The organism is Campylobacter helveticus (genome assembly GCF_002080395.1).
Taxonomy (GTDB): domain Bacteria; phylum Campylobacterota; class Campylobacteria; order Campylobacterales; family Campylobacteraceae; genus Campylobacter_D; species Campylobacter_D helveticus.
Map to the genome: position 1 here is coordinate 1 of NZ_CP020480.1, position 25,682 is coordinate 25,682.

Here is a 25,682-nt window from a genome sequence, read left to right on the forward strand (position 1 = left end):
ATGAAAAAATTATTTATTTTAAGTGATGAGAATGCCAAAAGATTAAAAGAAATTTCTACTAAAGAAAATAAATCTATGAGCAAGATTGTTAATCTACTCATAGAAAATTATTTCAAAGATGCCGAAGTGGAAAAAAGCATTTCTCAAAGTATTGAGAAGTTAAATTTTAGCGAAGATGAAAAAAGCAAAAATCACAAAATTATTAAAATAAAAATTGCAGAAAAAGAATACGATATACTTAAAAAATTTGCACTAAAAGAATCTTTAAATAATGTAACTCGATATATTAAATATCTCATATCTTTGAAAATTTATGCAGATAATTCCCTTTCAAATTTAGAACTAAAAGAGCTTGATAAAGCAAGAAGTGAATTTAATATGCTGGGCAAAAATCTCAATCAAATTTTAAAGATTTTACACTCAAGAACAAGCACAAATGAAAAACAAAACTCAAGTATTAAAAATCTAAATGAGCTTTTAGAAGATATCAATTCTAAACAAAATATTTTATATTCTAAAATTAATTCCTTTATACAAACTAACAAAAAGAGATTTTAAATGTGCGCCGTTATTTTTAAAAGAAAAGATGAAGAAGAGCTTAGAGCAAAAAAGTTTATTGATTATGGCAAATTTGCGAGAAAGAATTGTTATAAATTTATTGATTATCATATAGGGAGCTATTACACAAAAACGGCTTTTAGCAAGGATAAAAATAGTAAAATTAAAAAAGAGAGCAATCGCTTTATTAATAAAAATCAGCATATCAAAAACACAGAAGTGCTTGTTAAAATTACTTCTAATTCCAAAAATCAAAACGCAATTTATAAGCATTTAGAATATATCAGTCGTAATGGTTCGGTAGAAACATTGGTTACAGATTTAAACTATTGTGAGCCTGAGTTTAGAGATACAATTAGCGGACAATATCATTTAATGGGAAAAGAATATCTTAAATACACACACTCTTTTTATGAAGAAAAAATAGATTTATCTAAAAGTAAAAATGCAAGAAAAGCCCAAAGATTAACTTTTAATATGGTTTTTTCTCTTAAAGACTATCAAGGTATAGATGAGTTTTCTTTTGACCCTGAGCTTGTTAAAAAAGCGACTTTTTATACTATTAAAAAATTTTATCCTAATAATTTTTTCGTTCTTGCTTTACACACGGATACAAATAATCCGCATTGCCATATTTGCTTAAAAATACAAGATGAAAATGGCAAAAGAATAGACATAAGAAAAGCGGATTTGCATAAATTAAGAGAAGAATTTGCAAAAAATTTAAATAACTTAGGTTTAGAAGCAACGGCGACAAGAAAATATGAAAAAAACACTGAAAAATATATCAGCTCTTCTTTGTATAAAGATAAAGTCGTTCCAGATTTTTACCCTAATGCCATAAAAGAGCGAAATGACCCAAGATTTGCTCCAAATCAATTAAAATGCTTTGAAATTGTGGATTTTGGAAATGCACCTTATGAATTTATGCAAGGAAATCCGCAGAGTTATTTTATCACTTATCTCACAAAAGATTTTAGAAAAGTTAGCATTTGGGGACAGGATTTAGAAAGGATTGTTAAAGAAAACGATCTTAAAAAAGGCGATTTTGCGAAATTTCACAAAATAGGCAGAGCTTATAAAATGAAAAGCTATGAAAAAATCGTAAAAAATAGTCTGTATGAGATAAATGAGCCTATTTATTATTCTAAATGGGATTGTATCGTTTATGATATGGAGAAAAAATCTTTGAGTAAAGATAAATTTGAAAAATTAGCACAACAAGAAGTTTTAAAGCCAAGCGTTAAATTTATTAAAAAAATATCAAAGGAACACAATGCAAGAAAACCACGAAGACCAGATAGCTCAAGACACTACACAAAAGAAGAATGGGCAAAATATCATCAGCGAAGAGGGCGGAAAGCTAAACGAGCGTTACAAACTCCCACAAGCTTATATAAGTCCGAGTTTAATTTTGATGAGCGCAGAGGATTTAACAACCTTGCTCCAAGAGAATTTGACTCTTTGCGAACTTTGCCCCAAAGCTCTATGGACTTTACAAAGCGAGAAGAATCAAAAAACACTGACTTGTTTTTGTCAAGCGATGCATATCCTAAGCTACTCAACGCGCAATCCCAAGCTTATACTGAGTTGCGATGGACAGCTTCAAGCTCTAGCGGAATTAGAGGCATAGAGAATAATAAAGAAAATTTAGAAAGAGAGTAGAATATGAATAAGAAAATTAAACAATACTGGAAACGAAATTATAAAACAATTTCTTCTTGGTTTCAAATTATAGCTTTTGCTGTTTGTTTGCTTTTGTCATCTTATGCTTTTACAGATCCATCATTTGAAAAATTGACTGTTGAACAAATAACAAAAAATGTAACTTGCGCCTTGATATTTATGGCAATAAGCTTTAGTTTATTTTTATTTTTTACTTATGGAGATAAAAATCAAAAAATACTAGAACTTTTAAAGACTTATTCTAGCTCGGTTTGCGTTATCATTATAATGTTTTATTATTTTGTGGAAAAATACGAAGACCATCTCAAAACAAATAATGATATGGCCGAAGTTCTTTCGTTGCCGTATAAATTTTTTTGGATTTTAACGATTTTTATGACTTTTTATCTCATAAAGGTTGCTTTTTTCAATGACAAAAATGATGATAATTCGGCTTAATATGGATATTAATTATAATCTAATAATAGATTATAATTAATTATAGAAATTTTACCTGTTTGAGTCTTTGTTCTCATCTTTAGTGACGGAAGTGTCAAAAAATAGAATGTACCCAACAATGAGAGCAGCCATTGTAAAAGTAATGTATGGCAAATAAATAATAGAGGAAGATTCTATAAGGATTTTTTGCTCTTCAGTTAAAAAGAGAAGAATGAGATGATATGGGAGATAAATCGCAATAAAAAATGTTATCAAAAGAGCTATAGAAAAAACTATGATGAGAATTACTGTCTCGGCGATAGTTAATTCTCTTAATTCTTTCACTTTGTGTGTTTCCTTGAAATCCATTAAGTTTGTTCCTCTATTTTTGAAGTAACTTTTTGATTAAAAACTCAAGCCTATCTTTTTTATCATTTAACGAAGAGAAATCTGCATCTTCAAAAAGTTCCTTGGCTTCTTCAATGATTAGATTTTTCTTCGCATAAAGTCCTTTTTCAACAAAAAAGCAACCATTCTCTTTCGCTCCATTTTTTTCTAATTTTTCATTCAAATTCTCGAAAATTTCTTCGCTAGATAGAAAATCAAATGGATAATTATAAGATTTTTCATAAATTATTGAGAAATGTGCCTCATTAACAATATCTCTCCAAATTAAAAAAGTATAAAGAAAATCTTCATATTCAAAGAATTCGTTTAAGATTTCATCTTCGTTAAAATAGCTATTTTCTACAATATTTTTTAAAGCACAAAGTTCTTTAATGCTTAAAAATTCTAAAACTTTAAAAAGAGCTTGATAGGCTTTTATGTCAGGCTCTTTAATTATGCCATTGTAGAAATTAATACTAAGTCCGCCCTCGTTATACATATCAGCTAAGATTCTTACATTGTCTCCACCTTCAAAACAAACAAAGGCATAAAATCTAAAAATATCCAGCCACTCTTTATCATTTTTTTGCATAAAAGGCTTGAGTGTGTCCTCAAGCCTTGCTTTAAAATCACTTGGGATTTTTGCAAAGAGTTCTTTAAGATAATCCTTATCGCCATAATACTCTTTGCTATCTTCATCAAGTTTTAATCCCAGCGTATTGTTTTTAAAGTCTTTAAATTTTGTGTCGCACTCTGTCAAAAACTCTTGCCTGTATGCTTTTAAAACATTTAACTTTTCTACAGAAATTCTAAAAATACTCATCTTTTCTCCTTTTATTGTTATAATTTATTAAATTATAATGAATTATAATTAATTATAATTTAATTCTTGTTCTTTTTCTACATTTTTTTGATGAAGCATTTTATAGCTTGGAATCCAGTCTTTTTCCTTATTTTGTATTTTTTCGATGATAGTATCCCTATCTTTTTTCAAGGCATTAAGCAGTTCTTGTTTTGCAAATCCGCCTTGATGAAGTAAAATATCATTTGTAATGTTACGCAAACAAATTTCTATCAGCAATAGTTTTGGTGCAAGACGACCAATGAGAGCCAAATTCTCAAAATGCTCACTTAGACTCGCATAAGATTGTAAGCGTTCTTTTGAGAGCAGAATTTCTAAGCTTTTCAAACAATCCCTTTTTCTCTAATGCACTCTTTAAAAAATTTGGCGATTGAGAGATTTTGACTTTGACAATAGGCTTTAAGTTTAACATATTCGCTTACTTTTAAGGAAAGTGTAAAAATTTTAAGCCCATCAATTATAGGCTCTTGTGTTTGTGGGGTTTGAGTTTGTTTTGCTGTTCTATTTTCTTTCATTTCAGCACCTTGTCCAACCTGAGCTAAAATCTGCGTGTCAATGATTTTCTTTGCCATTGTTTTATCCTTGTATTAATTAAATTAAAATATATTATAATAAATTATAATTTAATTAAGTAAATTATCAATTTCTTTAAAAAGTTTTTTTAATTCTTCTTGAGCTTTTATTTCGGAAGAATTTTTTGTTTGAATTTCTAAAATGCCTTTGCCTTCCGTGAGAGAATTTTTAAAAATAACCTTATCCCTTATTAAATTTTTAAGAAAGGTATAATGTGAACAGTTTTCCATTTGTTTATAGATATAGTCAAATTGCTTGATTGAGCTACTAATTCTATTAATAAGAAGATGAATTTTAAGTTTTTGTTTGCTCTGTTCTTCTATCTGATTTAAAATATTTTTATCAAAATCAATCAATCTTAAAATTTCTAATGGACTGTCTGAAAACGGCGTGATAACTAAATCACTCACACTTAAAACAATTCTATTAAAAGCCGAGTCAAACCCCCCACTATCAATAACTATTATGGTGTCATCATCATTTTTGTTAATAAAATTAATAAGCTCTCTTTCGTCTTTAAATTTCTTAATATCAAAGCCCCTAAGTTTATTAAGCACTCTTAATTGATTCAGATTTGAAATACTACTTTGTCCGTCTAAGTCGATACAAATAAATTTTTTCTTTTTATCTTGCAAATGCACTAAATAATTAAAACAAATTGTTGTCTTACCAACGCCACCTTTTGGATGCGAAAATGAAATTATAGCCATAATGAGCCTTTTAATTTTTATATTTAAATTAATTTTATCATAATTAATTTAATAAAACTTAATAAAATATAATTTAATAATTTTATTATAATATAATCTAATAAATTAAAATTAATTATAATAAATTCTTATCTATCTAAATCTTTGCTCTTATCTTTAGGTTTAAGATTTTGCGAAGCTTTTCTAACCGCTTCTTGCATCGCTTCGATTTCCCTCTGTTTAGACATATCAATTTTCTTTAAATTGTTTTTGATTATTTTTTCTAAAGAGCTATTTTGATGATTCATTGCTTCAATAGAAGCTCGAAGCATAATTTCTTTTGGAGTTAAGTTCAAATCAAGTTCATATCCAGCATTTTTTGCAAGTTGATTAATAAAAATTCTTTGAGTGCGTCCATTACCCTCGCAAAATGGATGCATAGCGTTTAAATCAGCCATAAAATTTGCCAATTCTTTGATAAATTGTTCATCATTTTTGCAAGTTTTTAGCAATTCTTTTTCCATTAAACCATCAAATATTCTTTTTGATTCTTGTGGGATTAAAACGCCAACACAAAATTGAGAATCGCCTTTATGTAAAGCCTTAAAAAATTTTTCTTCATATCTGTCTTTTCCAGCCCAAGTGTAAATATCTTTAAAAATAAATTGATGAATTGCTTTTAGGTGTTCGTAGTTAAAATTACCTTTTATTTCATTTTTGCTGAGTTCTTGCATTGCTAGTTGAGCGAGTATTCTTTCTTTGTGTTCTAAATCACTTAATGAAGTTGCATTAACCTTATTTGTGGAGAGTAAAAATGTATCAATATCCGTATATGTATCTTGGGTATCCCACATTAAAGGCAACCCCACTGAGCTTTATAATTTTGAGTAATTTCTAAAACACTCTTATCGCCTTTTTGAATGGCTATGCCGTTTAAAATATCTTCTTCATTGAGATGCATATTTTCTATGGCAAAGCTACATATAATAGACTTAATATTATCGTATTGTCTTGGTGTGAGATTATTTGCATATTTATTTAAAATATTTAGGCTTTCTTCTAAGCTATAAACTTCTTTACAATTTTGCAACATTTTTATCCTTTTACTTTTTTATTAAATTATAATAAATTATTATCTATTTAAATCTTTGCTCTTATCTTTAGGTTTAAGATTTTGCGAAGCCTTTTTAACCGCTTCTTGCATAGTTTTGATTTGCTCTTGTTTAGAATCTTTTTGAAGATTTTTTGTTTGGGAAAGTGTTTGATTATCTTTAAAGATATGACTAAGGCTATATTGCTCCCCTATGTCTGTAACATCAAATTCTTGTATGCAAGAGCTTATCCAAGCAAATTTATCGTTAAGCTTTCTAGCAATTTTAGCTATTTGTCTATCGCTCATCACTTCTATCGAAGCATAGCCTGAATATTGCCTGTGTTCAAAGCCATTTTCAAGCATAAAATTCTTAATTTGACTATAAGGCTCTCTTGTATCGCCAAAATGCTTTTTAAGCTCTTCAGTAGATAAATCAAAATTAATAGCCTTACGCTTTTTCACTTCCAAATCCCCATATCATCACCGATAAGTGTTTCGTCTCCCTCTTTTTCGCTAAGCCAAGTCCATTCTTTAACATTGAGAGTGAACCAATCGCATTTAATGAGATTTGTATAAACAAATGTTCCTAGACAGCCTAAATCATTCTCATCGCCCTTGCAATGATAAGTATTTTTATCTATCTTTACCATTTCACTATGCTCCGCCATTTCATCAATTGCTTTATAGATTTTTTCTAAATCGTATTTATCCTCTTTTAAAATCTTTTCTTCATCTAAAATAAAATGTGTGCCTAGAAGTGGATATTTTTTCGCTGAACTTGTTGTCATTGCTATACTCCTTAAATTTGATTTTTTAATTATAGCAGAAATTCTAAAATGGAATTATATATTAAATTATATTTAATTATAATGCAATTAAATATAATAAATTAAAGTTATAAAACAGCGGAATATTTGCTTTGCAAATCGCTGTAAAATCGTGGCTGACACGATTTTTATCGTAAGGCTATCGCCTCACTCTGCTAATAGGCATAAAAGATAATTTAATTTTGCAGAAAAGCAAACCCTTCTCTTAGTTTGAGATAGTGTTTTCTTACTTCTTTTTCTTCATTTCTTTCATACAACTATCCATTATCCTTTCAATATCCTCATCGCTTAATTGTTCTCTTAGAAAAGTTTTTTGTTGAAGAAATGTTTGTTGTTTTTGAAGTGCTTTTTGATATTTTTTAAAGTCGATTAAGTCTTTGTTTTCGTGGATATTACCTAAAACGATGCAAGGTGTATGGTTTAAATACTCATCTAGTCCAGTAATTTTACGCGCTGAATATGTATCTCTAGGAATAAACTCTGTCTCTTCAAAATCAATCACTGAAATTGTCCCACCTGCACTTACAATATCCCCTGCATAAATCTTATTTCCCTTGCTATCTTTGTAGCCTGTATATAATTCTACTTGTGTTTCTTGTCCTGTCTTTTCATCACTAAGGATAAATTCACCTAATCTAAATTTAGCCTCATCGCCGTATAAAAATGCAATGTTGCAAACACACTCATCATTATTGCAACTTGCATAGTTTCCTCTTTCGTTTTTGCGTTTGAGTATTCTAAAGTCAAAGTCTTTTAAATTTTCAAAGTCTTTAAGCTTATAGATATTAATTAAGACTAAGATAAGTGTTTTTAGAATTTCTTTATATTCTACCTCTTCAAATACAAGCTTTCTATGGGTGTGATTATTAATTGTAAAATCTAAACAATCATTATATTTTTTAGACCTAATAAAACTTAGATGAAAATATTCATAGCTTTCATTATTTCCTAGATTAAAGCTGTTTTCATAGATTTTAAGGTTTTTATGCTTTTTAAAAAACTCTACGATATTATGGATAGAATTTAAGAGTTCTATGTTTTGTTCTAAGATGATTTTGGCTTTTTCTTTCATTACCCTACCTTTTCAATTTTAGGCTTACCATTTTCCTCAGGGCAAAGAAAGCGACAGCCGTTTTTAAATTCAGAGCACCCATAAAAAAAGCTTCCCTTTTGATTTTTGCTTTCTCTTCTTACTAAAAAGCCTTTTTGACATTGAGGGCAGCTATACTCACTTGGTTTAATTTTTTGTTTAGGACTTAAATCAGGTTTGCCATTTACGCTTTTAGCTTTAAAATCACAGCCCTCTTTATAAGCAGAGCAAGAGAAAAATTTCCCAAATTTGCCATCAAGCTCTCTTAAATATCCCTCTTTGCATTTAGGACAAGAAATTTTATTATCATTAGTTTGATTAAATTGCATTTTACTTCCTTTGTTTTCATTAATGAGTTCTAGTATAAAACTATCTATTTCTTTTAAAAATTCTTCCTTGCTTAAAGCTCCATTTAATATTTCTTTTTGTTTTTCAAACCATAAAGCCGTCATATCAGGCTGAGTAAGTAAAGGCGGAAGAGCTTTGATTAAGTTAATACCTTTCTCAGTCGCTTTAATCTTTTGTGCTTTATCCTTACTTACTTCGATATATTCTCTATCAATTAAAGTCTTAATATGATTTGACCTTGTTGCAGGTGTGCCTATGCCTCCACTCTCACCCTTTTTATCCTTATCCTTTTCAATTAAAAGCTTTTTAATTCTTTCATCTTTGACATATTTAGAGACCTGATTTAAATCTTTCAGTAAGGTTGTCATTGTATATAAAGGCTTAGGCTTGGTTTGTTCTTTTTTAAGCTCAATACTTTTACAAAGAGCAAAATTTAAAGCAAGTAAGCTTTCATAGTCTTTATGCTCTTTTGTTTCATTATTAGCAAAAAACTCTTTAAAGCCTAGCTTGGTATCTACTCTTTTACTTGTTTCAAATACATAAGTCTCCAAGCTAAAAGTGAAAGTAAAGCTTTCATACTCGCAAGGATTATAAAACTGCATTAAAAAGCGTTTAGAAATGAGTGTATAAACCTTTAGCTCATCAGCACTAAGCTTATTTAAATCAAGCCTCGTTTGAAGTGGCACTATGGCATAATGAGCTGAGAGCTTACTATCATCAAAGGCTTTACTTTTAATACTAGTGTTTGCACTATTTTGCCCTATGTCTTCATTAAAATTTGCTTTTAAAGTTTCTATTAAAGCAGGGGCTTCTTCAAATAAATTCTCAGGCAAATACTGACAATCACTTCTATTATATGAAATTGCTTTATGTGTTTCTCTTAGATTTTGCGTAAGTTTTAGGGTCTTATCAGGACTAAAGCCGTAAAGCTTAGAAGTTTCAGCTTGTAATTCTAAAAGATTAAAAGGTAGAGGCGGATATTCTTTTTTACTTTCCTTAGTGATATGTGCTTTAAATTCTTTATTCTCACAAAGAGTTTTAATTGCTAAAGCTTTATCTTCTTCGGTGATTTTTTCATCTTTATTTAGCTTTAGTGGAGCATTAATAATAATATTATTTAAAGCGAAATTTCCACTTACTGCGTAATAATGTAAAGCCTTATGGCTTTTAAAATCAAGCTCTCTATGAACTATAAGACCAAGTATAGGCGTTTGCACTCTACCCACTGAGATAACGCCATTTCCTCCATTATTTTGATTTAAGAGGGTGTAAAGTCTTGTAAAATTAAGCCCGACTAAAAAATCAGCTTCATTTCTTGCAAAGCCACTTGCACTTAGATTTTTAAATTCATTGTTTGATTTTTTCTCTTTAATCGCTTTAGCAATGGCTTTGGGAGTAAGGTCATTAATGAGACAACGCATTACAGGTTTATTGTTTCTTGCATAGGCTAAAATCTCATCAATTAAGATTTGTCCCTCTTCATCTGCATCCCCACAATGCACTATCTCTTTAACTCTTGCATCATTAATAAAATTCACAATCACACTAAGTTGATTTTTTGCTTCAGCTTTTGCTATTCTTTTTAAAGGGCGAGGCAAATTTAAGGGTAAATCATTTAAGTTCCATTTCTCATAAGCTTTATTATAAAGTTCAGGCTTTTTAAGCTCTAAAATATGTCCAAAAGCGTGAGTGATAATATTTTCACCTTTTATAATATGGCTTCTTTGTCTTTCTTTGATTTCTCCACTAAGTCCCTCAGCAATAGCACGGGCAAGTTCAGGTTTTTCAGCGATAAAGAGGGTCATAATATTCCTTTAATTGTAATTAATTAAAATATAATAAATTATAATTTAATTAATTATATTAAACTCAAGGCGGAATAATCCGCCTTTTTAGCAAAGCTCATCTATCAAGATGAGCTTCTTGCTTTTTTTCTTGAGTGCTATCTTTTGCTTTAAAATGCTCTTCCTTTGTGGTGATTCTAAAATTATCTTTAGAAACAACCGCAAGAGCATTTTCGCCTTTTTCTTTAAGTTGTTTAACAAGCTCGGGATTGTGTAAAACTACTCTAGCTTCTAAATTGCTACGACTAGCTCCGTCCTTATCTTGCCATTCAGTTGTGCTAAGATTTTCTAAAAATGCCTTTCCTGCTTCACTTTTGTCATTTAGAGTATAGAAAAAATAATTTTTTCCATTGTTTTCTTTAGAATGGCGATTAAAATACACATTTTGACTTGAATCTGTTTTGTCTTGTAAATCTGTTGGCACTAAGGTAATCGTTCCGTTATTTTCATTACGATTTACAAAATAATTTTTATAAGCACCCTCACTATCTTTGACACTCATTGTTACCGCACCAAATCCCATTGCTGTAACTTTACCAGCTTCTTCTGCGATTTCTGTGATAGCAGTTTTAATTTGCTTACTTTGTAAATTCCCCTCCTTATCTTGATAATTTAAAGAATTATCTACATTTACAACCGCTTTTGGATTTTTTCCTTTGTCTAATGTTACAACTGCCATTTTTATCTCCTTGTATATATTTTTAATTTGGCTTTAGAAAGTCTATAATTAAAGACTTCAACGCTTTTTGATGGACTCAAATTTGCAAAAAAGTGCAAAATGCTATATAATTATTTCATCTATTCCTCCTTTATTGTGAGGTAGATACTATTTTTATCTTCTTTAAAAATAGTTTTTAATTTGGCTAAGCTCAGGGTTACTTGACCTTGAGCGTTTATACTGATTTGACTTTCTAGTTTTGTGGCGATATTAACCAAAGCCTTGCTTTTGTTTTGATAATCTCTATACGCATTAAATAAGAAATAAGATGAAAACGCCAGAAGAAAAATAAGCAAACCATTAATAGAATAAAAAATATAATTAATTTTTACATTTTTCTTTAAAATGGTAATTTTATCTTGCGTTGCCTCGCTAAGATGGTTTAGTTTTTCAAAAGTAGCATCATAAGTTTGCGTAAAATCCTCAGTGAATTTTTTGTTTAGCATTTTGATTTGATTATCAAAGCCTGTCTCCATACTTTTTTCAAAATCTTCAATTTTTTTATTTACAAAGTCTCCAAAAAGATTTCGCATATTCTCTACTTCTTTTTCAAGCCTACTGATAAATTGCGATTTTAAAGAAACGATTTCTTCGATACTTTCAGTTAATTTTTCTTCTTCTAGTTTGCTTTTGGTGTTTAGCAAATTTGTCAAACACTCATTGATTTCTTTAAGCACCGCATTTGTGGATAAAAATTTGTTTAAATCCGCAAGTTCTTCGCGGTTAAAAGCTCCATTTAAAAAAAGATTAATTTGTTCGGCTACTTCTTTAAGATTATTCCAATTTTCACTTATTTCTTGTATATATCCAAAAAGCACACTATCTTGATGATTTTGTGTTTTCGCAGCGTATTCTTCATTGAATTTGTTCAAACGCTCTTTTTGATTTTGCAGAATTTGATTAAATTCCGCAAAATGTTTCTTAAAATCAAAAGGCACTTCAGTCTTTAATGTCTTTAATTTTTCTTCCATTATTCATTAACCCAGCATTGTTTTTTGATTTCTTCTTTCGCTCCGTTTGTTTCAACGAAACCATTATTCCAATCTTTTTCTTCGTAAAATTTACCATTGCAAGTGTATTTTAAATGATAATCCGTGTAAGCACTGCTTGAAAGCAATTTGCAAGAGTGTGTAAGATTTGGATCGATTCTATATCCATAAATATTTACACTTCTGCACGAAGAACCCTCTCCAGCTCCATTACTTTCACAAACTTTTTCAACTCTTAACAGAGTTTTTTCCACACGCTGATTTAAAGTTTCTACACTGCAACCTCCATCTAGATTTGCTAAAATTTCATTTTTGTATTTAAGCATTTCACTATCCTGCGACTCCACAGGGCAAAGGTTTAAAAAAGCCTTTCTAGCATTAACGGTTTTCCACGGTTTTTTAAAATGAATGCTAAAATATCTAGCGAGTGAAGCACTACATTCAGCAGGTTGCACAGGACTTGCCAAGCAAAGCATAGCCTCACAAGCTAGTTTTGAATCACCACTTAAATACTCTAAATTTACAGCACTAGCTAAAGTTCCAGCTAATGCTACACTTAAAACAATTTTTTTCATTCTTTCTCCTTATTTTTTATTAAAAAATAAAAGCTTTACGCTATCGTTTTGATAATCATCTAAAGGCTGTAAATACATATCAGCTCTAACACCATTTTCTAAAAAATAATTTTTATAGGCTTTGATTTTATCCTCATCACCTACAATAATGATTTTTGAAGCATTATGTGCCAAAAGAAAGGTTTTTACCATTAACTCATTGGCAATTAAATATTCGCCACTTGGAATTAGCTCAAGCTCATATACAAAATTCGTATGAGATAGGAATTCATCTTTTGGGATAAAAGAGTATTTTTGCTCCAAAAGAGCATTATTAATGCCTAGATTTTTACTATTTTGCAGTTTTGCAGGACTTTTAGCCCCACAACCAGCAAGTAAAATTACACTGGCCAAAGCTAAACTTAATTTAATATTTTTCATTGATTTTCTCCTTTTTGAATCGGTATTGTAATATTGCATTCTCCACTTAAAATGGCTTTTTCAAGCTCATTTCTATTTGGAATGCCTTTAACGCTTTTTAAGCTTGGTGAAACTTCTTTAAATTTATCCATAAAATGCGTATCGCTGTAATAAAACGCCTTATTGCATTTAATGGGCTTACCACTATCTATGGTGATAAGCTCGTTTTCAAAAGGCATTTCTCTAAGCTCTTGAGGCAACATTAATGCACGATGAGTTTCACTTATGCTTCTGCTTCCACCCATTTGTCCATGATTAATGCTTTTTGAGCTTTGTTTGACGGTTTTGTTTCCTAGTATTTTACTAATAGCTTCAGCATCTTCTTGTTCTCTTGGTGCATAGAAAATTTGACAAGCGTGGTTTGTTAATAATGTTTTAGCTCCTTCCTTTCCATATCCTAAAGGCGGAGCTGTTTCAAGTTGCGATAAAGACTGATAAATGGTAAGCAATCTTAAATTGTATCCTGCAATAAAACTCACTGAAGTTTGTAAAATTTGAATGCGACCTGGTGCTGTAAATTCGTCCATTAATAATAAACAAGCGTATTTTAAAGACTCATTTTGTTGCGGTAGTTCTTTAGTGTTTAAAAGAATGAGTTGCGACCAAAAGACATTTAGGATAAAAGACGCATTAGCAAGTTGGTCTGGCGTGATTCCTATATAAATTGTCATTTTCTTTTTACGCAGTTCTCTTAAATCAAAATCACTTGTTTGCGTGGCTAGTCTTAATGTTTCTCCTTCAAAGGCTGATAGTGGAGCATTAAAGCTAGACATTACGCCTGATTTAGTATTTGGAGAATCAATTTGAATATAAGTTCCTATTCTTCTTTTCGTAGCTTTTCCTAAAATATCTAAACTATCAAGCACATTGTAAGTATTTTCAAAGCCTGTTAAAAGCTTTACATTATCATTTGGGTCAATCAGTTCAAAACCCTTGCTTAATTGCAAAATTCCAAAAAAATTAAATTCAAGCTCTAAATTATAAGTTTCAACAAATAAACGCCCCTTTTCACTCAAAGCCAAATCTCTGTAAAGATAGCAAAGTCCTATGAAAAGATTTTGAGCCTGTAAAGAGAAAAATTTACTCGTATCATCAGTGCCTAAAGGATAAATAATATTTGCTAAATCCATAAGCTGAGAATCTGCATTTTCTTCATCACTCATATCTATGTAGGTAAATGGATTATAGCGATGCGTTCTTGCGCTAAAAGGATTAAACAAAAAGACCTCATTATCTAGTTTTTCAGCCCTATATTTACTTGTATAATCAAAACATTCTTGTTTTATATCTTGCACGACAGCAGATTCTTCCCAGTGAAGTAAATTTGGTATGACTATACCCACTCCCTTACCGCTTCTTGTAGGGGCTCCTAAGGTGACAAATTGTTGTCCCCCAAATTTTAAAAACTTATCTTTGTATTTACCTACAATAATGCCTCGTTTGACATAATTATTTTTATTTCCCAACAAGCCTGTTTTTCTTATTTCATTTTCAGTTGCAAATCTTGCTTCGCCAAAAAGGCTTTCTTTTTGGCGACTTGAGAAATATAAAAGAGCCAAAACGCCAAAAGAAATAAGTAGAGCGATTATTATTGCTGTATAAGTGTGAGAGTAAGAATTTAAAATGCCATCAAAAATAATTGTAAAATGCCAAATTTTTAAAAATTCTAAAGGATGCACCTTATTAAAGATGAGCAATAATATACCGCTTAGAAAAAAACTAAAAATGATAGCAACTACAAAAGCAAAAGTTAAAAAGGCGACTTTCTTTTTATCCATTTTATTTCCTATATTTTTTTAATCTAAAGACACAATTAATTTTCTAATAGGACAATAAAATAATATTCCCCAATCGTTACCATCAAGTTCTTCTTCGCTAAAAGAACGATAGCAATTAAATTTTAGTCTAAGTGAATCTTCGTCGACATATTGAAATCTTATTTTTTCAAATTTTAATTGTTTATTATCCCAACACTGAACGGCATAAACTTCTCTTTTATCAGTATTCTTGCAGTATATGTAAGGAACAAAAGCATGAAATTTTTTTATATTGCTTTTATTTTTAAATATGATATTCATAAATCAATCTCCTTGTTTTTTGCATTTTCTTTTAATTTCCGCGAAGCCTTTTTAACCGCTTCTTGCATAGTTTTGATTTGCTCTTGACTAAATTGAGCTTTTACTTCTTTAGCTGTTTTTTGTGGTATAATATCATTAGCAGGGCGGAGAAAATTAAGGTCTTTAATCAAGTGGTGAGGCTGACCTTGCTCACCCCTACCCTGTTCTTGTCTCTCGTTGTATCCTGTTTCGGTATATGCAGTAAGTAGCCTATTTGTGTTATTATATTCTCTACTCCCATATCTTATGGTGTTTCCATCATTTGCTTTGGTTTTCCAAGTATAACTCTTATGGAGTTTGTTATACTCCGCTTCCACGCCTTTAGCCACCTTAGGAAAAGAAAGCATTTCTTTAGTGGTAACCATACCTCTTAAACTTGGATTATCAAGGTGTTTAGTGATTTCTTTTTCCATAAAATCTTTATCCACTTTAATGTTTCCTGCTTCACTTTTAACCATAGTATGCGTTTTATCGTCTTTAAGCACCTTATACATACTAGAGCTTTCTTTTTTGCTTTGTCTATCCCAAGCGAGGTCTTTTAAGGCTTGTATTGCTTTTTCACATTGCTTAATGTTTTCTTCGGCTCTTGTGATATTTTTCTTTGTTTCTTTGACATAGTTTTCAAGTTCTAAAATCTTATTTTGCAAATCTTTTTCATTCATCATAAAGCCTCTTTAAAATAAATTTCACTTATTCTTCGCTTTCCTTGATAGGCATAAATATGCACGATAATATCGATTAAATCTCTTAGCATTGCATTAATGATTTCATAAGGGATACATTGTCCTTGAGGATTTTGCAAAATCATCATAGAAAGTCTTTTAAAAGCTTCTTCACTGCTTCCAGCGTGGCAAGAAGTTAAGCTTCCACCATGCCCACTAGCTAAAACATTAACAAAATCATAAGTCTCAGCACCTCTAAGCTCTGCAAGTAGTATCCTATCAGGCTTCATTCTAAGGCAAGATTTTAAAAGTGTGGCAGAATTTAAAAAATCAGTGCTTTTTGCCTCACTTGGATAAAATAACTGCACGAAGTTTTTATGCTCATAGAATTTGATTTCTTCCACATCTTCAATGGTAATAATCCGCTCATCAATGGGTATAAAGTCAATTAAGGACTTCATAAAAGTGGTTTTTCCACTTCCTGTTTCTCCGCAAATAACGATATTTTTACCAAAACTCACCGCCTTAGCTAAAAAATTTTTATAATTTTTGTTTTGATAAAGTTCCAAAAGTTCAATATTTTTCAAATTTGTTTGCTTTGAATTAAAATCTTTAACACTTTCAAAAAGTCCGCTTTTTTCATGGTCATTTATAGTAAAGCGTTTTTGAGAAGGTTTTCTTATGGTAATGCTTATCATCTCTCGTTTAGTTGCTGGAGGCATTACAATCTGCACCCTTTCACCTCCTACTAAAACACAAGAAAGAATAGGCTTTGACTTATCAATTTGGTCTTCTTTATAACTTGCACTTGCTTGAGAAAAAGCTTCTGCTCCATCAAAATCTAGTTTTGTATCTTCACTTTCCCATTCCCCATTAGCATTTAAAAACCAAATTTTGTCCTCTCCGTTGTAACAAATTTCATTAATGAGTGGGTCATTTAAATATTTTCCAAAAAATGAAGAAGCATATTTTTGTAAAGAGATACTCATAATTCAATCTCCTTGTTTTTTGCATTTTCTTTTAATTTCTGTGAAGCTTTTTTAACCGCCTCTTGCATAGTTTTGATTTGCTCTTGTTTTATTTCTTTATTTTCATAGTATTCTCTTACCTTAGGATTTTTAAATTCCATTTTTTCATTAAGATTTCTATCAGAGTAAAAGGTTATAATTATCTCATCAAAGGGGGATAGTGGCGGGATGAGACCCTCCCCTTTGATTTTATCAGTTGCTATTCTAAAACGCACACCCTCATCATTTTCCCATTCAAAAACCTTTCCTCCTCTTCCGTCATCAAAAGGTTCTTTAAATATTTTTAAATATTCTCTTATGGAGTTGCCAAGATTTAACAATTCTTCTAAGTTAATTTCTCCCTCACTGCCTTTTTCTAAGTGGAGTTTAATATGCTCTGCACCTCTTCCTTTATCTCTTCTTTCGTTGTGCCAACCTTTTATATAATGCACGACATAATCTATAATGATATTTTCAATGGCTTCAAGTTCAGCATTAATAGGCGTTGAGTTTTTTTCATTAAAACTTACATTATAGATATTTCTTTTTTCTTTTTTACTCATCTTTTTTGCCTTAGCCCATAAACTTTAGAAAAGTCAATATCCCTATTTACATACACGCCTACTAAATCGCCTTGATTTTTGTATAAAGTCGGCTTAATATCAATCATCTTTTCTAAAGCAATCTCCGCTATTTTAGAGGCTTGCTCTCTTGAATTTTCCGTGTAATCGTAATAATTATTCCCTTTAGAATTATTAGAAAGTTTATCCGCAATCACTGAAAAGCTATCGTCAATAATGCTTAGTAAAATTGCTGCTCCAAATCGTTTCATATAGTGATGATTAACATAGCCCTCCATTCCACTTGCACCTAGTTCATCACTTGCATTTGAATTAACAGGAATTAAAATATTATTTGGAGTTCTAATTTCTTGCCATATTACAAAAAGTCTTGTTGAGCCGTCATTTAACTCACCACCACTATAACTACCTGTGATGATACTTCCTTTTTCAATGAGTAGAGTATGCCCATTACTTGAATATACATCGTTACTTACTATACAAGCAATTCCACCTTTTACTTCACTCACCAACCTTGTTTTTAAGGCGCAACCTATATAAGTGCCTTTGGTTAAAGTGAGACTAGGATTAAATTTAGAATAGCTTGCCACGCTCGGCGTAAAAACTTCACCCTTGCATAGAATTACCACCTAAAGAATTATTATTTGCAAGACTTTCAAGCTTTCCGCCTCCATTTTGGCCCAAATTCAAGCACGGTATTTGGCTTATCATATAGACTTAAATCACTGCTTTGAGAATTTTGATTAGGGTTTGCTTCATTTGCATTTGAAGCAACAACACTTACGCTTAAGCCCTTAATAATTCTAGGTTTTACAATAGGACTTTTTTCTGCTATTTGAATGTTTTGACTTGAATTAGCTAAAGTTTGAGGTTCATCTTGTGGCTCAAAATTCTTTCCTATAACAGAATCATTTAGGCGAAGCGTTTTCGTTAAATTCTTTATCTTTAATGCTTTCTTGCATAGAACTTTCTTTTTGCACTTTTATTTCATTTGTGTTTTCTTTTTTTAAAAGCACCCATACAACTATACCTACTACTAAAAAAGCACTTAAAGCGAAGATGGCAAGAGCTTTAAAATTTTTCGTCCTTAACTGCTCTAAGTGATTGTTGTGATTGATATTTTCACTCATCTTTAAGTCCAAGCTCTTTTAGGTTTTTAATATTTTGTTCTTTTTTCTTGCTTTTTTCATCAAGTAACACTCTTTCAACTTCTTTATCGTTTGTGGTTTGTGGTGTCGAATTAAGTGGATTTTTGGCATAGCCACGATTAAAAATTCCTACAACTTTCTCCCCACTTCTTAGTAGAATTTTTGGTAGAGTTTTATGAATAACTAAAACATCATAATTTCCAATCTTCTTAATATGTGTGTTTAAAATGCTTTCTTTGCCTAGCTCATAAGCAAAAACGGCAGGAAAAGTTTTAGTATTGTCAAAACCTAAGTAAGTAAAAACGCCATCATCATAAGCAAAATTTGGGGCGATACTTTCACTTTCTTTATTAACTTTCATATAAAAATCCCAATTTCTAGGCACGGAAACTCGATTTAAAGAAGTGTCGATTTTATCTTCTTCTATTTGCTTTTTAAGCTCGGCTTGAAGCTTTTGGACATTTTCAAGCTCTTTTTGAGGATAAGAAAAAGAGAGTTTATAAACCTTTTCTTTGGAGTTTAAAACTAAATCAAATACATACATATTTAAATTTGTCGTTACGATTAAATTTGTCTTCCATTCGGCAGGATTTGGGTCGACAATAATTTCACTAATGGCATTGCCTTCTTCTGGGTTTTCGCTGTGTATATATTTTGTGGTATAAGCCTTTGGTTTAATAAAAAGCAAATTTCCCTTATCAGTAAGTTCCCAGCCTTGAGAAAAGCCTGTTGCCGTATTGATAATTCTTTCATCTTTGCTAAATTCAACTACGCTCACATAACCATTAGCTGAAGCAATTCTAAATACCTGATGGGCATTAAAAACGGCGTAAGTAATTTTCTTATCATACTTGCTAGTTTGTGGAAGCTCTAAAGCATTTAAAAAACTACACATTAAAAACGAAACTAAAATCAATTTTTTCATTTTGAAATTTCCTCATCAATTCTATAAGTTAAGACTTTAAAACCTAAAGGGTTTAAAATTCTATTTTTTTCTTGCATTTCATTTAAAAGATACTTGTAAGATAGGGTAATAACCTTAGTGGAGAGACTTTCTTCTTTTGAATTTTTATTCGTGCTTTTTAGATTAATTCTTGCTGTAGCTGTTTTTATGCCGTTGCTCTCACCCAAAACAACACTTAGAATATTAACTTCTACTTTAGTAAAGCTTCCAAGTCTAGAATCCCTTGAGTTTTCACCACTATAAATTGCTCTATAACTTTCTGCCACTTCAGGACTTGAAAGAAGCTGAGTAAAAATATAATCTTGGTTAAGCATATCGAAAAAGTAGCCCTCTCTCGCTTTAATATATTGCCCTATAAAATGCTTATCTAAAGCTTCATTTTGTGTAATTTGCTTTTCATCAAGTGTGGTTAAAATATCCACCATTCCTGTGGTATTATCCACACGAATCACATAAGGCTCAACCGTTTTGAGCGGAGTTAAAACTAACACAGCAAGAATACTTAAAAGCGTGATAAAAACGCTGACAATTGCGATAAGCCACGCTTTTTTATTACTTTGTTCGATAAGATATTTTACCGAAGTCTCAAAATCAAAACTATCTTTATAAATACTCATTTAGGCTCTTCCAAAACTTCAAGTTCTTTTTCTAAAGCTCCAATTTCCATTTTTAAGAGCATAAATTCTTTAAACATCTCTATTAAAGTTTCCTGCTTGACTTGTAGTTGAGAAGTAATGATTTTTTTCGTTTTATCTTTGCCTATTCTTGCTTTGTATTCTTCAATATCTAAGTCCAAAAAGTTTGATAAATTTAACTCAGCCATTGTTTTCCCCTAAATTTTGTTTAATTTCTTCTGAATTGACAGGCACTAAATTACCGTCAAATAAACTATCTTTAGTATTTTTAGACGCACAAGCGATAAAAAATACACTCAAAAATACTAAAAAAATGGTTTTCATTTTTACTCCTTTAACCACTGATTTGACCCCAAGCTTTTTTAGCTAACCAAGCACCACCTTTACCCAAACCTAGTCCTGCCTTATAAACTCCTTTGCCTGTCCCCCAAGCACCTTTACCAGCTAATTTTCCTCCTTTCCAGCCTAGTTTTCCTGCTGTTTTTCCACCACGAAAAGCAAGTCCCACACCTGAGCCTAGTTGTCCCATTGCTCCACCTGCTGAAGCGTCTAAACTGACCTGAGCTAAATTTGAAGCTAATCCTTGCATTGTGCTTACAATTGTGATTAAAATAGCAGAGATTAAAATAGGAAATGCAATAGTTATAAAAAGGCTATCGCTTTTATTTCCTTGACTATATAAAGTCGTTAAATTTCCACAAATAAAATCAATGAAATTTGTTAGTAAGATAAGTAAAATAATGTTTGAGAAAAACATTTGTAACCATTGCTGAAAAACTTGTTTAGTCGTTTGATACATAAAGAAAAGCAAGGCTAAAGGTAAAACTATAATGAGTAAAGTATTTGTTATGCTTGTTTTGATGATTGAAAAAGCAAAACTTAAAATTACAGCCAAATAAGAAATTATCATAAAAAGACAAACAAAAAAACCAATAAGTTTTTCAAGACCAGAATAAGTTTTCCAAACTTCCTCCAAACTTGTAAAAAAGCTATTGTTTAATTCATCGAGTTTTGCATAAAATACCGACCCGCCACCAGCCCACTCATAGACGGCGTTTAAAGTATCAATCGTTAAATTGAGCCAACCATTAACATTTAAAACAAAACACAAAATAAGCATTTTTCTGCCTATATCCCAAGCTAATTCTCTTATAGGGTCTTGCTGTCTTCCAGCCATAGTTAAGTAGCCTTGATACATAATGCTAATAACTATCATTGAGGAAATAATGGCTTGTAATTCTATAAATTTATCGTTTAAACTCGCATTTTTTAATAGCTCAAAGGATTGTTCAACAATAGCACCTAAATTTGAAAAAATTTCTGTTTGCATTATTTTTTAAATCCTTGAGGGATAAAATCTTCTTGCATTCCTTTTGAAATCATTTGATTGATTTGCTCTTCTTTTGCTCTTCTTTCTGCCTCATAGCGATAATGTTCATTTTGTAAATTTGCATTAATAACCTGCAACTTTGCTGTTTGGACACTTAAAGCATTAGCCAAATCTTGACTTTCTTTAATATCTTTGCTTTGTTTCATTTTTGCATCAATTTCTTGTATTACTTTTGCAATACCATTTAATTGTTTTGATTTTTCTTGTGTGCTTTGTATTTCAGCCGCAGTGGTGAGCATTTGAGAAAGGCAAATATTTCTTCTATTTGTATCTTGTATAAATTCACACCTATCAAAAATCATATACTTAGAGTAAGTATCTTTTAATTTATCTTTGATAAAACCATCAGGGTCGCTTAAAACCTTTTCGTTAAAGTCTTGGATATTCTCATAAGCCCTACCAAAATCTGCATAAATTTGAGAAAAGTCCTTAAGTGTTGAAAGAGAATCTTTAATTCCTGTTTTTGCCTTTAATTCTTCGGCATAAGCTTGAAGCTGTTTTTGATAGTGAGCTACTGTTTCACTCCACCTTGAAGCTTCTTTAGCCCATTCTGCTACTTGCTTTGCATTTTGCATAGACATTTGTTGATTTGCAGTGGTATCTACTACAGGAATACCAGCACCAAAACATTGAGATAGCGACACTAAAACAGCAAGACTTAAATGTGAAAATTTCATTTTTTCTCCTTAGGTGATTTGATTTTACGAGTTTGAAAAGATATGTTAAAATTTATATTTGGGTCTTTTGGTGTGCGATTATCTACAAGATAATTTAAAGAGAAAATATTTTTAGCTTCTCTTGTGTGAGGTTTATTTGTGATAAGCACATTAATTTCATAGTCGTCTTGTGGCAAATTAGGATAAATTTGTCTCATTAAATCTGTTAAGTATTTATTAGGACTATAAATTTCTTTTTGCAAAAGCTTTTCCATAGTATTAAAAGCATCAATAAAAGCGATTTTCCATTGCAATGCCTTTTTACCTGTAAAGCCCATCGCTAAAAGTGAAAAACCATCACGAGTAATTTTATACATAGGCATTTTTCTATTAACAAGCTTACCACTCTTAGGGTTCGTTGTTTTCGATATTCTTACGACCTCCCCAAAGTTGAGTAATTCGTTAGAAGCACCTATTTCTCGCAAATCTTTTAAAAGATTTTCAATGTCTCTTAAGACATGATCATGTCTTTTTCCAAAAACCCTAGCTATATCTAAACTCGTGCAAAAAGTCTTATTTTCATTTGCTGAAAATTTCACTTCACAATCATTGATAATTAAAGAATGCAAGAAACTCATTTTTGCTCCTTATAAAATTTTTTAAGCTCTGCTATTTTTTCATCAAGACTTTTGTTTTCTTGTTTAAAAATTGTCTCAATAGTATCGATAAAGGCTGTTCCTGTGGAAAGTATCATTAAATTTTCCTTACCTAAAGAGCTTAAATTAAAATTTGCTATAACACTTTCATCTTGCCTTTTAACGAGCAAATTTCTATTTTCAGGTTGAAAGTTTTTAATGATTTCGTATTCATCGAAACTTAAATTAAGTCCGCCTACATAATCTTCCTCTCTTGCTTGCGGATTAGGTAAGAAAATCTTAGTTGCGGATTGTTCTATGATAGTTTTTGCAATAGGAAGCTTTAAAAAATCTTCCACGCTTTGCGTTGCTAATCTTAAAAAACCATTTTGCTTTCTAATGGTTTTAAATTTGTTCTTTACTTCATTTGCTACAATATCATTTTCTAGCCATTTCCAAGCCTCATCTATATCAATGACAAGCCTACGCCCATCAGCCAAATTCATTACGCGCCAAAGTATGAAATAGCTAAGTATCCCATTAACATCACTATCATCTAAAAATTCAGTCCCATCGATACCAAATACATTGATAGAATCAGGAAAGTCTAAATTGTCAAATTCGTTATCGAATACCCAGCCAAATTGTTTGCCTTGTTTAAAAGCTAAGAGTCTTGATTTTAAGGAATTATCATCATTGACATCTTCGGTTAGATTTTCTAAAAGTAAGGAAATAGGGTATTTTCTTTCTTGCACTTCAAATTGAGTCATTATGAAATCTACCGCATCGCTTAACTTTTTCTCTTCCTTAGTGTTTAAAATTTCACCTTTTCTTGTTACGCAAAGTGTAATGATATTTTTTAAAGCTCTTATATTTTCTGGTGTGCTTTCAACCATAAAGGGATTAAAGCCTGTAGGCTTACCATTTTCAATACTAATATATCTGCCACCCGCACATAAAATATTGCCCAAAGCTCCCTTATCTTTATCCAAATATACAGCTGTAAATTGTTTTTTCTCATCAGGTAAATCATTAGGAAAGGTATTTTTATCAGCATATTTAAGCATTTGATTGAAGCTAAAATTCATAAACACGGTTTTACCGCCACTACTTTGTCCTAAGATTAGAGTATTTGCTAAAAGAAATTCTCCAAAATCATCTTTATTTTTACCTCCGCTTTGGTGAAAATTTAAATAATAAGGACTCTTGCTTCTTGTTTTAAGCATACTTACCGCCTCACCCCAGCAATTTTTGTTCTTTTTGCCTCTATTAAAATTGTGCAAGGCGATAAGAGCGGAGTAATTTAAACTTGAGAGTAAATTTACACGAGGACGGAGAGAAAAATTGCAAGGCAATGTTGAAAAATACGCACTAGGTAAAGCTACATTTGCAATACTTGCCATAAAGCCAAGCTCGTTTAGTTTCGTAATAACTGTATTTGCATTATCTTTACATTCTTTTGGAGTATCACCATAAATAAGCATTTCAAAATGATATTTTCCAAAAGAAAGCTCTCCACCTGCTAAAGAATCAAGAGCAAAATCAAGCTGTTCAACTTGAGAGATAGCATCATCTTCACTTGCTATTAATTGCTTTCTTTGTTTATCTAAGGCAGATTTTGCGTCTATTCTAGCTAGGGTTTGAAAACTTTGCGTTATGGTGTATTCAATATCCAAATACATCAAAACATTTAAAATTCCTGCGTGAACTTCACTGGAGTAATCCTTAATTTCAACAGCTCTTACAAATTTTTTATTTTCATCATTATAATTAAGCTGAGCCATATCATAATTAAAATAAATTGAATTCAAATTCCCTGTAAGATACTCATAAATAGGACTTTTTAAAAGTCTAACTTTGCTAAATTTTCCTCCTAAGAGATAATTGTAGAATTCAAGCTGTTTAGAAAACAGATTGCCATTTTCTTCATATTCGCAAAGTCTTTTTGCCTCAAAAGAATTTAAATTTGCTTCTAGTCTTAAAATGAGTTCTTTGAATTTCTGCAAATAGCTTTTTAATTCTTTACTTTTATTCATTAGGGAAAGTTTTTTAAAGCTTTGTTTTTCAAGTTTTGAGATAGGATTATAGACTATGCTTAGAAATAAAGAATTCTTATATAATGCACCATCTTTAAAGATTTCGTAGTATTTTTCATCAAGCTCTTTAAGATAGCTATTTGTAAAATTTGATTGTAAGCTTTTTTCAATTTTGTGCCTTATGTTATGAAAGTAAAAACTCACGCTTTCATTTGCAAAAGATTTGAAAAGCATATTTAGAGCCTCGTTTTTAAAATCAAGCTCTTCATCGCTTTTTGTTTCAAAAGAAATTCCCTCGATTTCATAAGTGGCAACAAACAAATAATCTTTTGTAATAACCACACCTTCATCGATAATAGAAGAAAATGGAATTAGCTTTTCAAAATTTGGTTCAGCATTAAGATGAAAAAGTGAAAGTTTTGGAATGAAATTTTTTGAATTTTGTTTATGATTGTAATGATTTGCTGAGTAAGTTTTGACATTATGAAATTTCTTTGAAAATGGATTTGTAAAAAACTTCATTTTCAAAAACAACAAATGAAATATGAAATCGTCTTTTTTAGCCATTTGTTTCATCACAAAATATACAGGCACAGATAAAATAGTCATAAAAATATTTTGCGTATAAAAGCTAATCAAAAAGATAGCTCCCATAGCAACAAACAAAGGCACGATAGGCACACCAAATATCATAGGGGGACGCGTTAAGCCTTTAAAAAGAGGAATGGCTTGCATA

General features: G+C 30.8%; 30 protein-coding genes and 1 pseudogene. 3 read left to right on the plus strand and 28 right to left on the minus strand.

What is annotated here, in order from left to right:
* From CHELV3228_RS10400 to CHELV3228_RS09735, 3 genes are read left to right on the plus strand one after another with little or no spacing between them, the layout of a single operon-like run.
* Positions 1-558 carry a hypothetical protein gene (locus CHELV3228_RS10400; RefSeq protein WP_082200876.1) on the plus strand — a complete coding sequence of 186 codons (558 nt, stop codon included), beginning with the start codon at positions 1-3 and terminating at the stop codon, positions 556-558.
* Positions 559-2,223 (plus strand): MobP1 family relaxase, encoded by a 1,665-nt coding sequence (gene mobP1 / locus CHELV3228_RS09730; RefSeq protein WP_082200877.1) that lies wholly within the window; start codon positions 559-561, stop codon positions 2,221-2,223.
* A gap of 3 nt (positions 2,224-2,226) precedes the next feature.
* Complete coding sequence (locus tag CHELV3228_RS09735) at positions 2,227-2,682, plus strand: hypothetical protein (RefSeq protein ID WP_082200878.1); 456 nt, start codon at positions 2,227-2,229, stop codon at positions 2,680-2,682.
* Positions 2,683-3,043: 361 nt separating this feature from the next.
* Here CHELV3228_RS09735 and CHELV3228_RS09745 read toward each other — a convergent pair whose 3' ends face one another.
* The 28 genes and pseudogenes from CHELV3228_RS09745 to CHELV3228_RS09875 all read right to left on the minus strand — a co-directional run bounded on the left by CHELV3228_RS09745 (position 3,044) and on the right by CHELV3228_RS09875 (position 25,681).
* On the minus strand, positions 3,044-3,871 hold the full coding sequence (locus CHELV3228_RS09745; protein ID WP_082200880.1) for a hypothetical protein: 828 nt from the start codon (positions 3,869-3,871) through the stop codon (positions 3,044-3,046).
* A gap of 48 nt (positions 3,872-3,919) precedes the next feature.
* Positions 3,920-4,237, minus strand: a complete 318-nt coding sequence (locus CHELV3228_RS09750) for a hypothetical protein (RefSeq protein WP_082200881.1) — start codon at positions 4,235-4,237, stop codon at positions 3,920-3,922.
* Positions 4,234-4,482 (minus strand): hypothetical protein, encoded by a 249-nt coding sequence (locus CHELV3228_RS09755; protein WP_082200882.1) that lies wholly within the window; start codon positions 4,480-4,482, stop codon positions 4,234-4,236. The genes CHELV3228_RS09750 and CHELV3228_RS09755 overlap by 4 nt, the downstream gene beginning before the upstream one ends.
* Before the next feature lie 51 nt (positions 4,483-4,533).
* Complete coding sequence (locus tag CHELV3228_RS09760) at positions 4,534-5,193, minus strand: ParA family protein (protein ID WP_082200883.1); 660 nt, start codon at positions 5,191-5,193, stop codon at positions 4,534-4,536.
* A 128-nt stretch (positions 5,194-5,321) separates the two neighbouring features.
* Complete coding sequence (locus CHELV3228_RS09765) at positions 5,322-6,026, minus strand: Fic/DOC family protein (RefSeq protein WP_082200908.1); 705 nt, start codon at positions 6,024-6,026, stop codon at positions 5,322-5,324.
* A complete protein-coding gene (locus tag CHELV3228_RS09770) occupies positions 6,026-6,265 on the minus strand; it encodes a hypothetical protein (protein WP_082200884.1) in 240 nt (79 codons plus the stop codon). Before CHELV3228_RS09770 ends, CHELV3228_RS09765 begins: the two co-directional genes overlap by 1 nt.
* A 39-nt stretch (positions 6,266-6,304) precedes the next feature.
* A complete protein-coding gene (gene vapD, locus CHELV3228_RS09775; RefSeq protein WP_082200885.1) occupies positions 6,305-6,727 on the minus strand; it encodes a VapD family protein in 423 nt (140 codons plus the stop codon).
* Positions 6,724-7,053: a hypothetical protein gene (locus CHELV3228_RS09780; RefSeq protein ID WP_004276316.1), complete on the minus strand. Its 330-nt coding sequence runs from the start codon at positions 7,051-7,053 to the stop codon at positions 6,724-6,726. Before CHELV3228_RS09780 ends, vapD begins: the two co-directional genes overlap by 4 nt.
* Before the next feature lie 265 nt (positions 7,054-7,318).
* Entirely contained in the window at positions 7,319-8,164 is an 846-nt protein-coding gene (locus CHELV3228_RS09785; protein WP_082200886.1) for a YopX family protein, read from the minus strand.
* The gene (locus CHELV3228_RS09790) at positions 8,164-10,335 is read right to left on the minus strand and encodes a DNA topoisomerase (RefSeq protein ID WP_082200887.1); all 2,172 of its coding nucleotides are present in this window, start codon (positions 10,333-10,335) and stop codon (positions 8,164-8,166) included. The genes CHELV3228_RS09785 and CHELV3228_RS09790 overlap by 1 nt, the downstream gene beginning before the upstream one ends.
* Positions 10,336-10,432: 97 nt before the next feature.
* On the minus strand, positions 10,433-11,053 hold the full coding sequence (locus CHELV3228_RS09795; RefSeq protein ID WP_082200888.1) for a hypothetical protein: 621 nt from the start codon (positions 11,051-11,053) through the stop codon (positions 10,433-10,435).
* A 119-nt stretch (positions 11,054-11,172) separates the two neighbouring features.
* Positions 11,173-12,063 (minus strand): hypothetical protein, encoded by an 891-nt coding sequence (locus tag CHELV3228_RS09800; protein WP_004276308.1) that lies wholly within the window; start codon positions 12,061-12,063, stop codon positions 11,173-11,175.
* A complete protein-coding gene (locus CHELV3228_RS09805; RefSeq protein WP_082200889.1) occupies positions 12,063-12,656 on the minus strand; it encodes a TrbM/KikA/MpfK family conjugal transfer protein in 594 nt (197 codons plus the stop codon). The genes CHELV3228_RS09800 and CHELV3228_RS09805 overlap by 1 nt, the downstream gene beginning before the upstream one ends.
* Positions 12,657-12,665: 9 nt before the next feature.
* Entirely contained in the window at positions 12,666-13,076 is a 411-nt protein-coding gene (locus CHELV3228_RS09810) for a cag pathogenicity island Cag12 family protein (RefSeq protein WP_004276306.1), read from the minus strand.
* Positions 13,073-14,893, minus strand: coding sequence for a type IV secretory system conjugative DNA transfer family protein (locus tag CHELV3228_RS09815; protein WP_082200890.1), 1,821 nt, complete (start codon positions 14,891-14,893; stop codon positions 13,073-13,075). The genes CHELV3228_RS09810 and CHELV3228_RS09815 overlap by 4 nt, the downstream gene beginning before the upstream one ends.
* An 18-nt stretch (positions 14,894-14,911) precedes the next feature.
* A complete protein-coding gene (locus CHELV3228_RS09820; RefSeq protein ID WP_082200891.1) occupies positions 14,912-15,193 on the minus strand; it encodes a hypothetical protein in 282 nt (93 codons plus the stop codon).
* Positions 15,190-15,894: a hypothetical protein gene (locus CHELV3228_RS09825; RefSeq protein ID WP_082200909.1), complete on the minus strand. Its 705-nt coding sequence runs from the start codon at positions 15,892-15,894 to the stop codon at positions 15,190-15,192. Before CHELV3228_RS09825 ends, CHELV3228_RS09820 begins: the two co-directional genes overlap by 4 nt.
* Positions 15,894-16,883, minus strand: coding sequence for a P-type DNA transfer ATPase VirB11 (gene virB11 / locus CHELV3228_RS09830; RefSeq protein WP_004276303.1), 990 nt, complete (start codon positions 16,881-16,883; stop codon positions 15,894-15,896). The genes CHELV3228_RS09825 and virB11 overlap by 1 nt, the downstream gene beginning before the upstream one ends.
* The gene (locus CHELV3228_RS09835) at positions 16,880-17,464 is read right to left on the minus strand and encodes a hypothetical protein (RefSeq protein ID WP_004276302.1); all 585 of its coding nucleotides are present in this window, start codon (positions 17,462-17,464) and stop codon (positions 16,880-16,882) included. Before CHELV3228_RS09835 ends, virB11 begins: the two co-directional genes overlap by 4 nt.
* Positions 17,461-18,612 (minus strand): annotated as a pseudogene (gene virB10 / locus CHELV3228_RS10795) (type IV secretion system protein VirB10). Before virB10 ends, CHELV3228_RS09835 begins: the two are co-directional and overlap by 4 nt.
* On the minus strand, positions 18,605-19,555 hold the full coding sequence (gene virB9 / locus CHELV3228_RS09845; protein ID WP_082200892.1) for a P-type conjugative transfer protein VirB9: 951 nt from the start codon (positions 19,553-19,555) through the stop codon (positions 18,605-18,607). The pseudogene virB10 and the gene virB9 overlap by 8 nt, the downstream one beginning before the upstream one ends.
* Entirely contained in the window at positions 19,552-20,211 is a 660-nt protein-coding gene (locus CHELV3228_RS09850) for a VirB8 family type IV secretion system protein (protein ID WP_004276299.1), read from the minus strand. Before CHELV3228_RS09850 ends, virB9 begins: the two co-directional genes overlap by 4 nt.
* Positions 20,208-20,417 carry a hypothetical protein gene (locus CHELV3228_RS09855; RefSeq protein ID WP_082200893.1) on the minus strand — a complete coding sequence of 70 codons (210 nt, stop codon included), beginning with the start codon at positions 20,415-20,417 and terminating at the stop codon, positions 20,208-20,210. Before CHELV3228_RS09855 ends, CHELV3228_RS09850 begins: the two co-directional genes overlap by 4 nt.
* Positions 20,410-20,553: a hypothetical protein gene (locus CHELV3228_RS10175; protein WP_004276297.1), complete on the minus strand. Its 144-nt coding sequence runs from the start codon at positions 20,551-20,553 to the stop codon at positions 20,410-20,412. The genes CHELV3228_RS09855 and CHELV3228_RS10175 overlap by 8 nt, the downstream gene beginning before the upstream one ends.
* 10 nt (positions 20,554-20,563) lie before the next feature.
* Positions 20,564-21,559, minus strand: a complete 996-nt coding sequence (locus CHELV3228_RS09860; RefSeq protein WP_082200894.1) for a TrbL/VirB6 family protein — start codon at positions 21,557-21,559, stop codon at positions 20,564-20,566.
* Positions 21,559-22,296, minus strand: coding sequence for a type IV secretion system protein (locus CHELV3228_RS09865; RefSeq protein ID WP_082200895.1), 738 nt, complete (start codon positions 22,294-22,296; stop codon positions 21,559-21,561). The genes CHELV3228_RS09860 and CHELV3228_RS09865 overlap by 1 nt, the downstream gene beginning before the upstream one ends.
* Entirely contained in the window at positions 22,293-22,913 is a 621-nt protein-coding gene (locus tag CHELV3228_RS09870; protein WP_082200896.1) for a Rha family transcriptional regulator, read from the minus strand. The genes CHELV3228_RS09865 and CHELV3228_RS09870 overlap by 4 nt, the downstream gene beginning before the upstream one ends.
* Positions 22,910-25,681, minus strand: a complete 2,772-nt coding sequence (locus CHELV3228_RS09875) for a VirB4 family type IV secretion/conjugal transfer ATPase (RefSeq protein ID WP_082200897.1) — start codon at positions 25,679-25,681, stop codon at positions 22,910-22,912. The genes CHELV3228_RS09870 and CHELV3228_RS09875 overlap by 4 nt, the downstream gene beginning before the upstream one ends.
* Position 25,682: the final 1 nt, after the last annotated feature.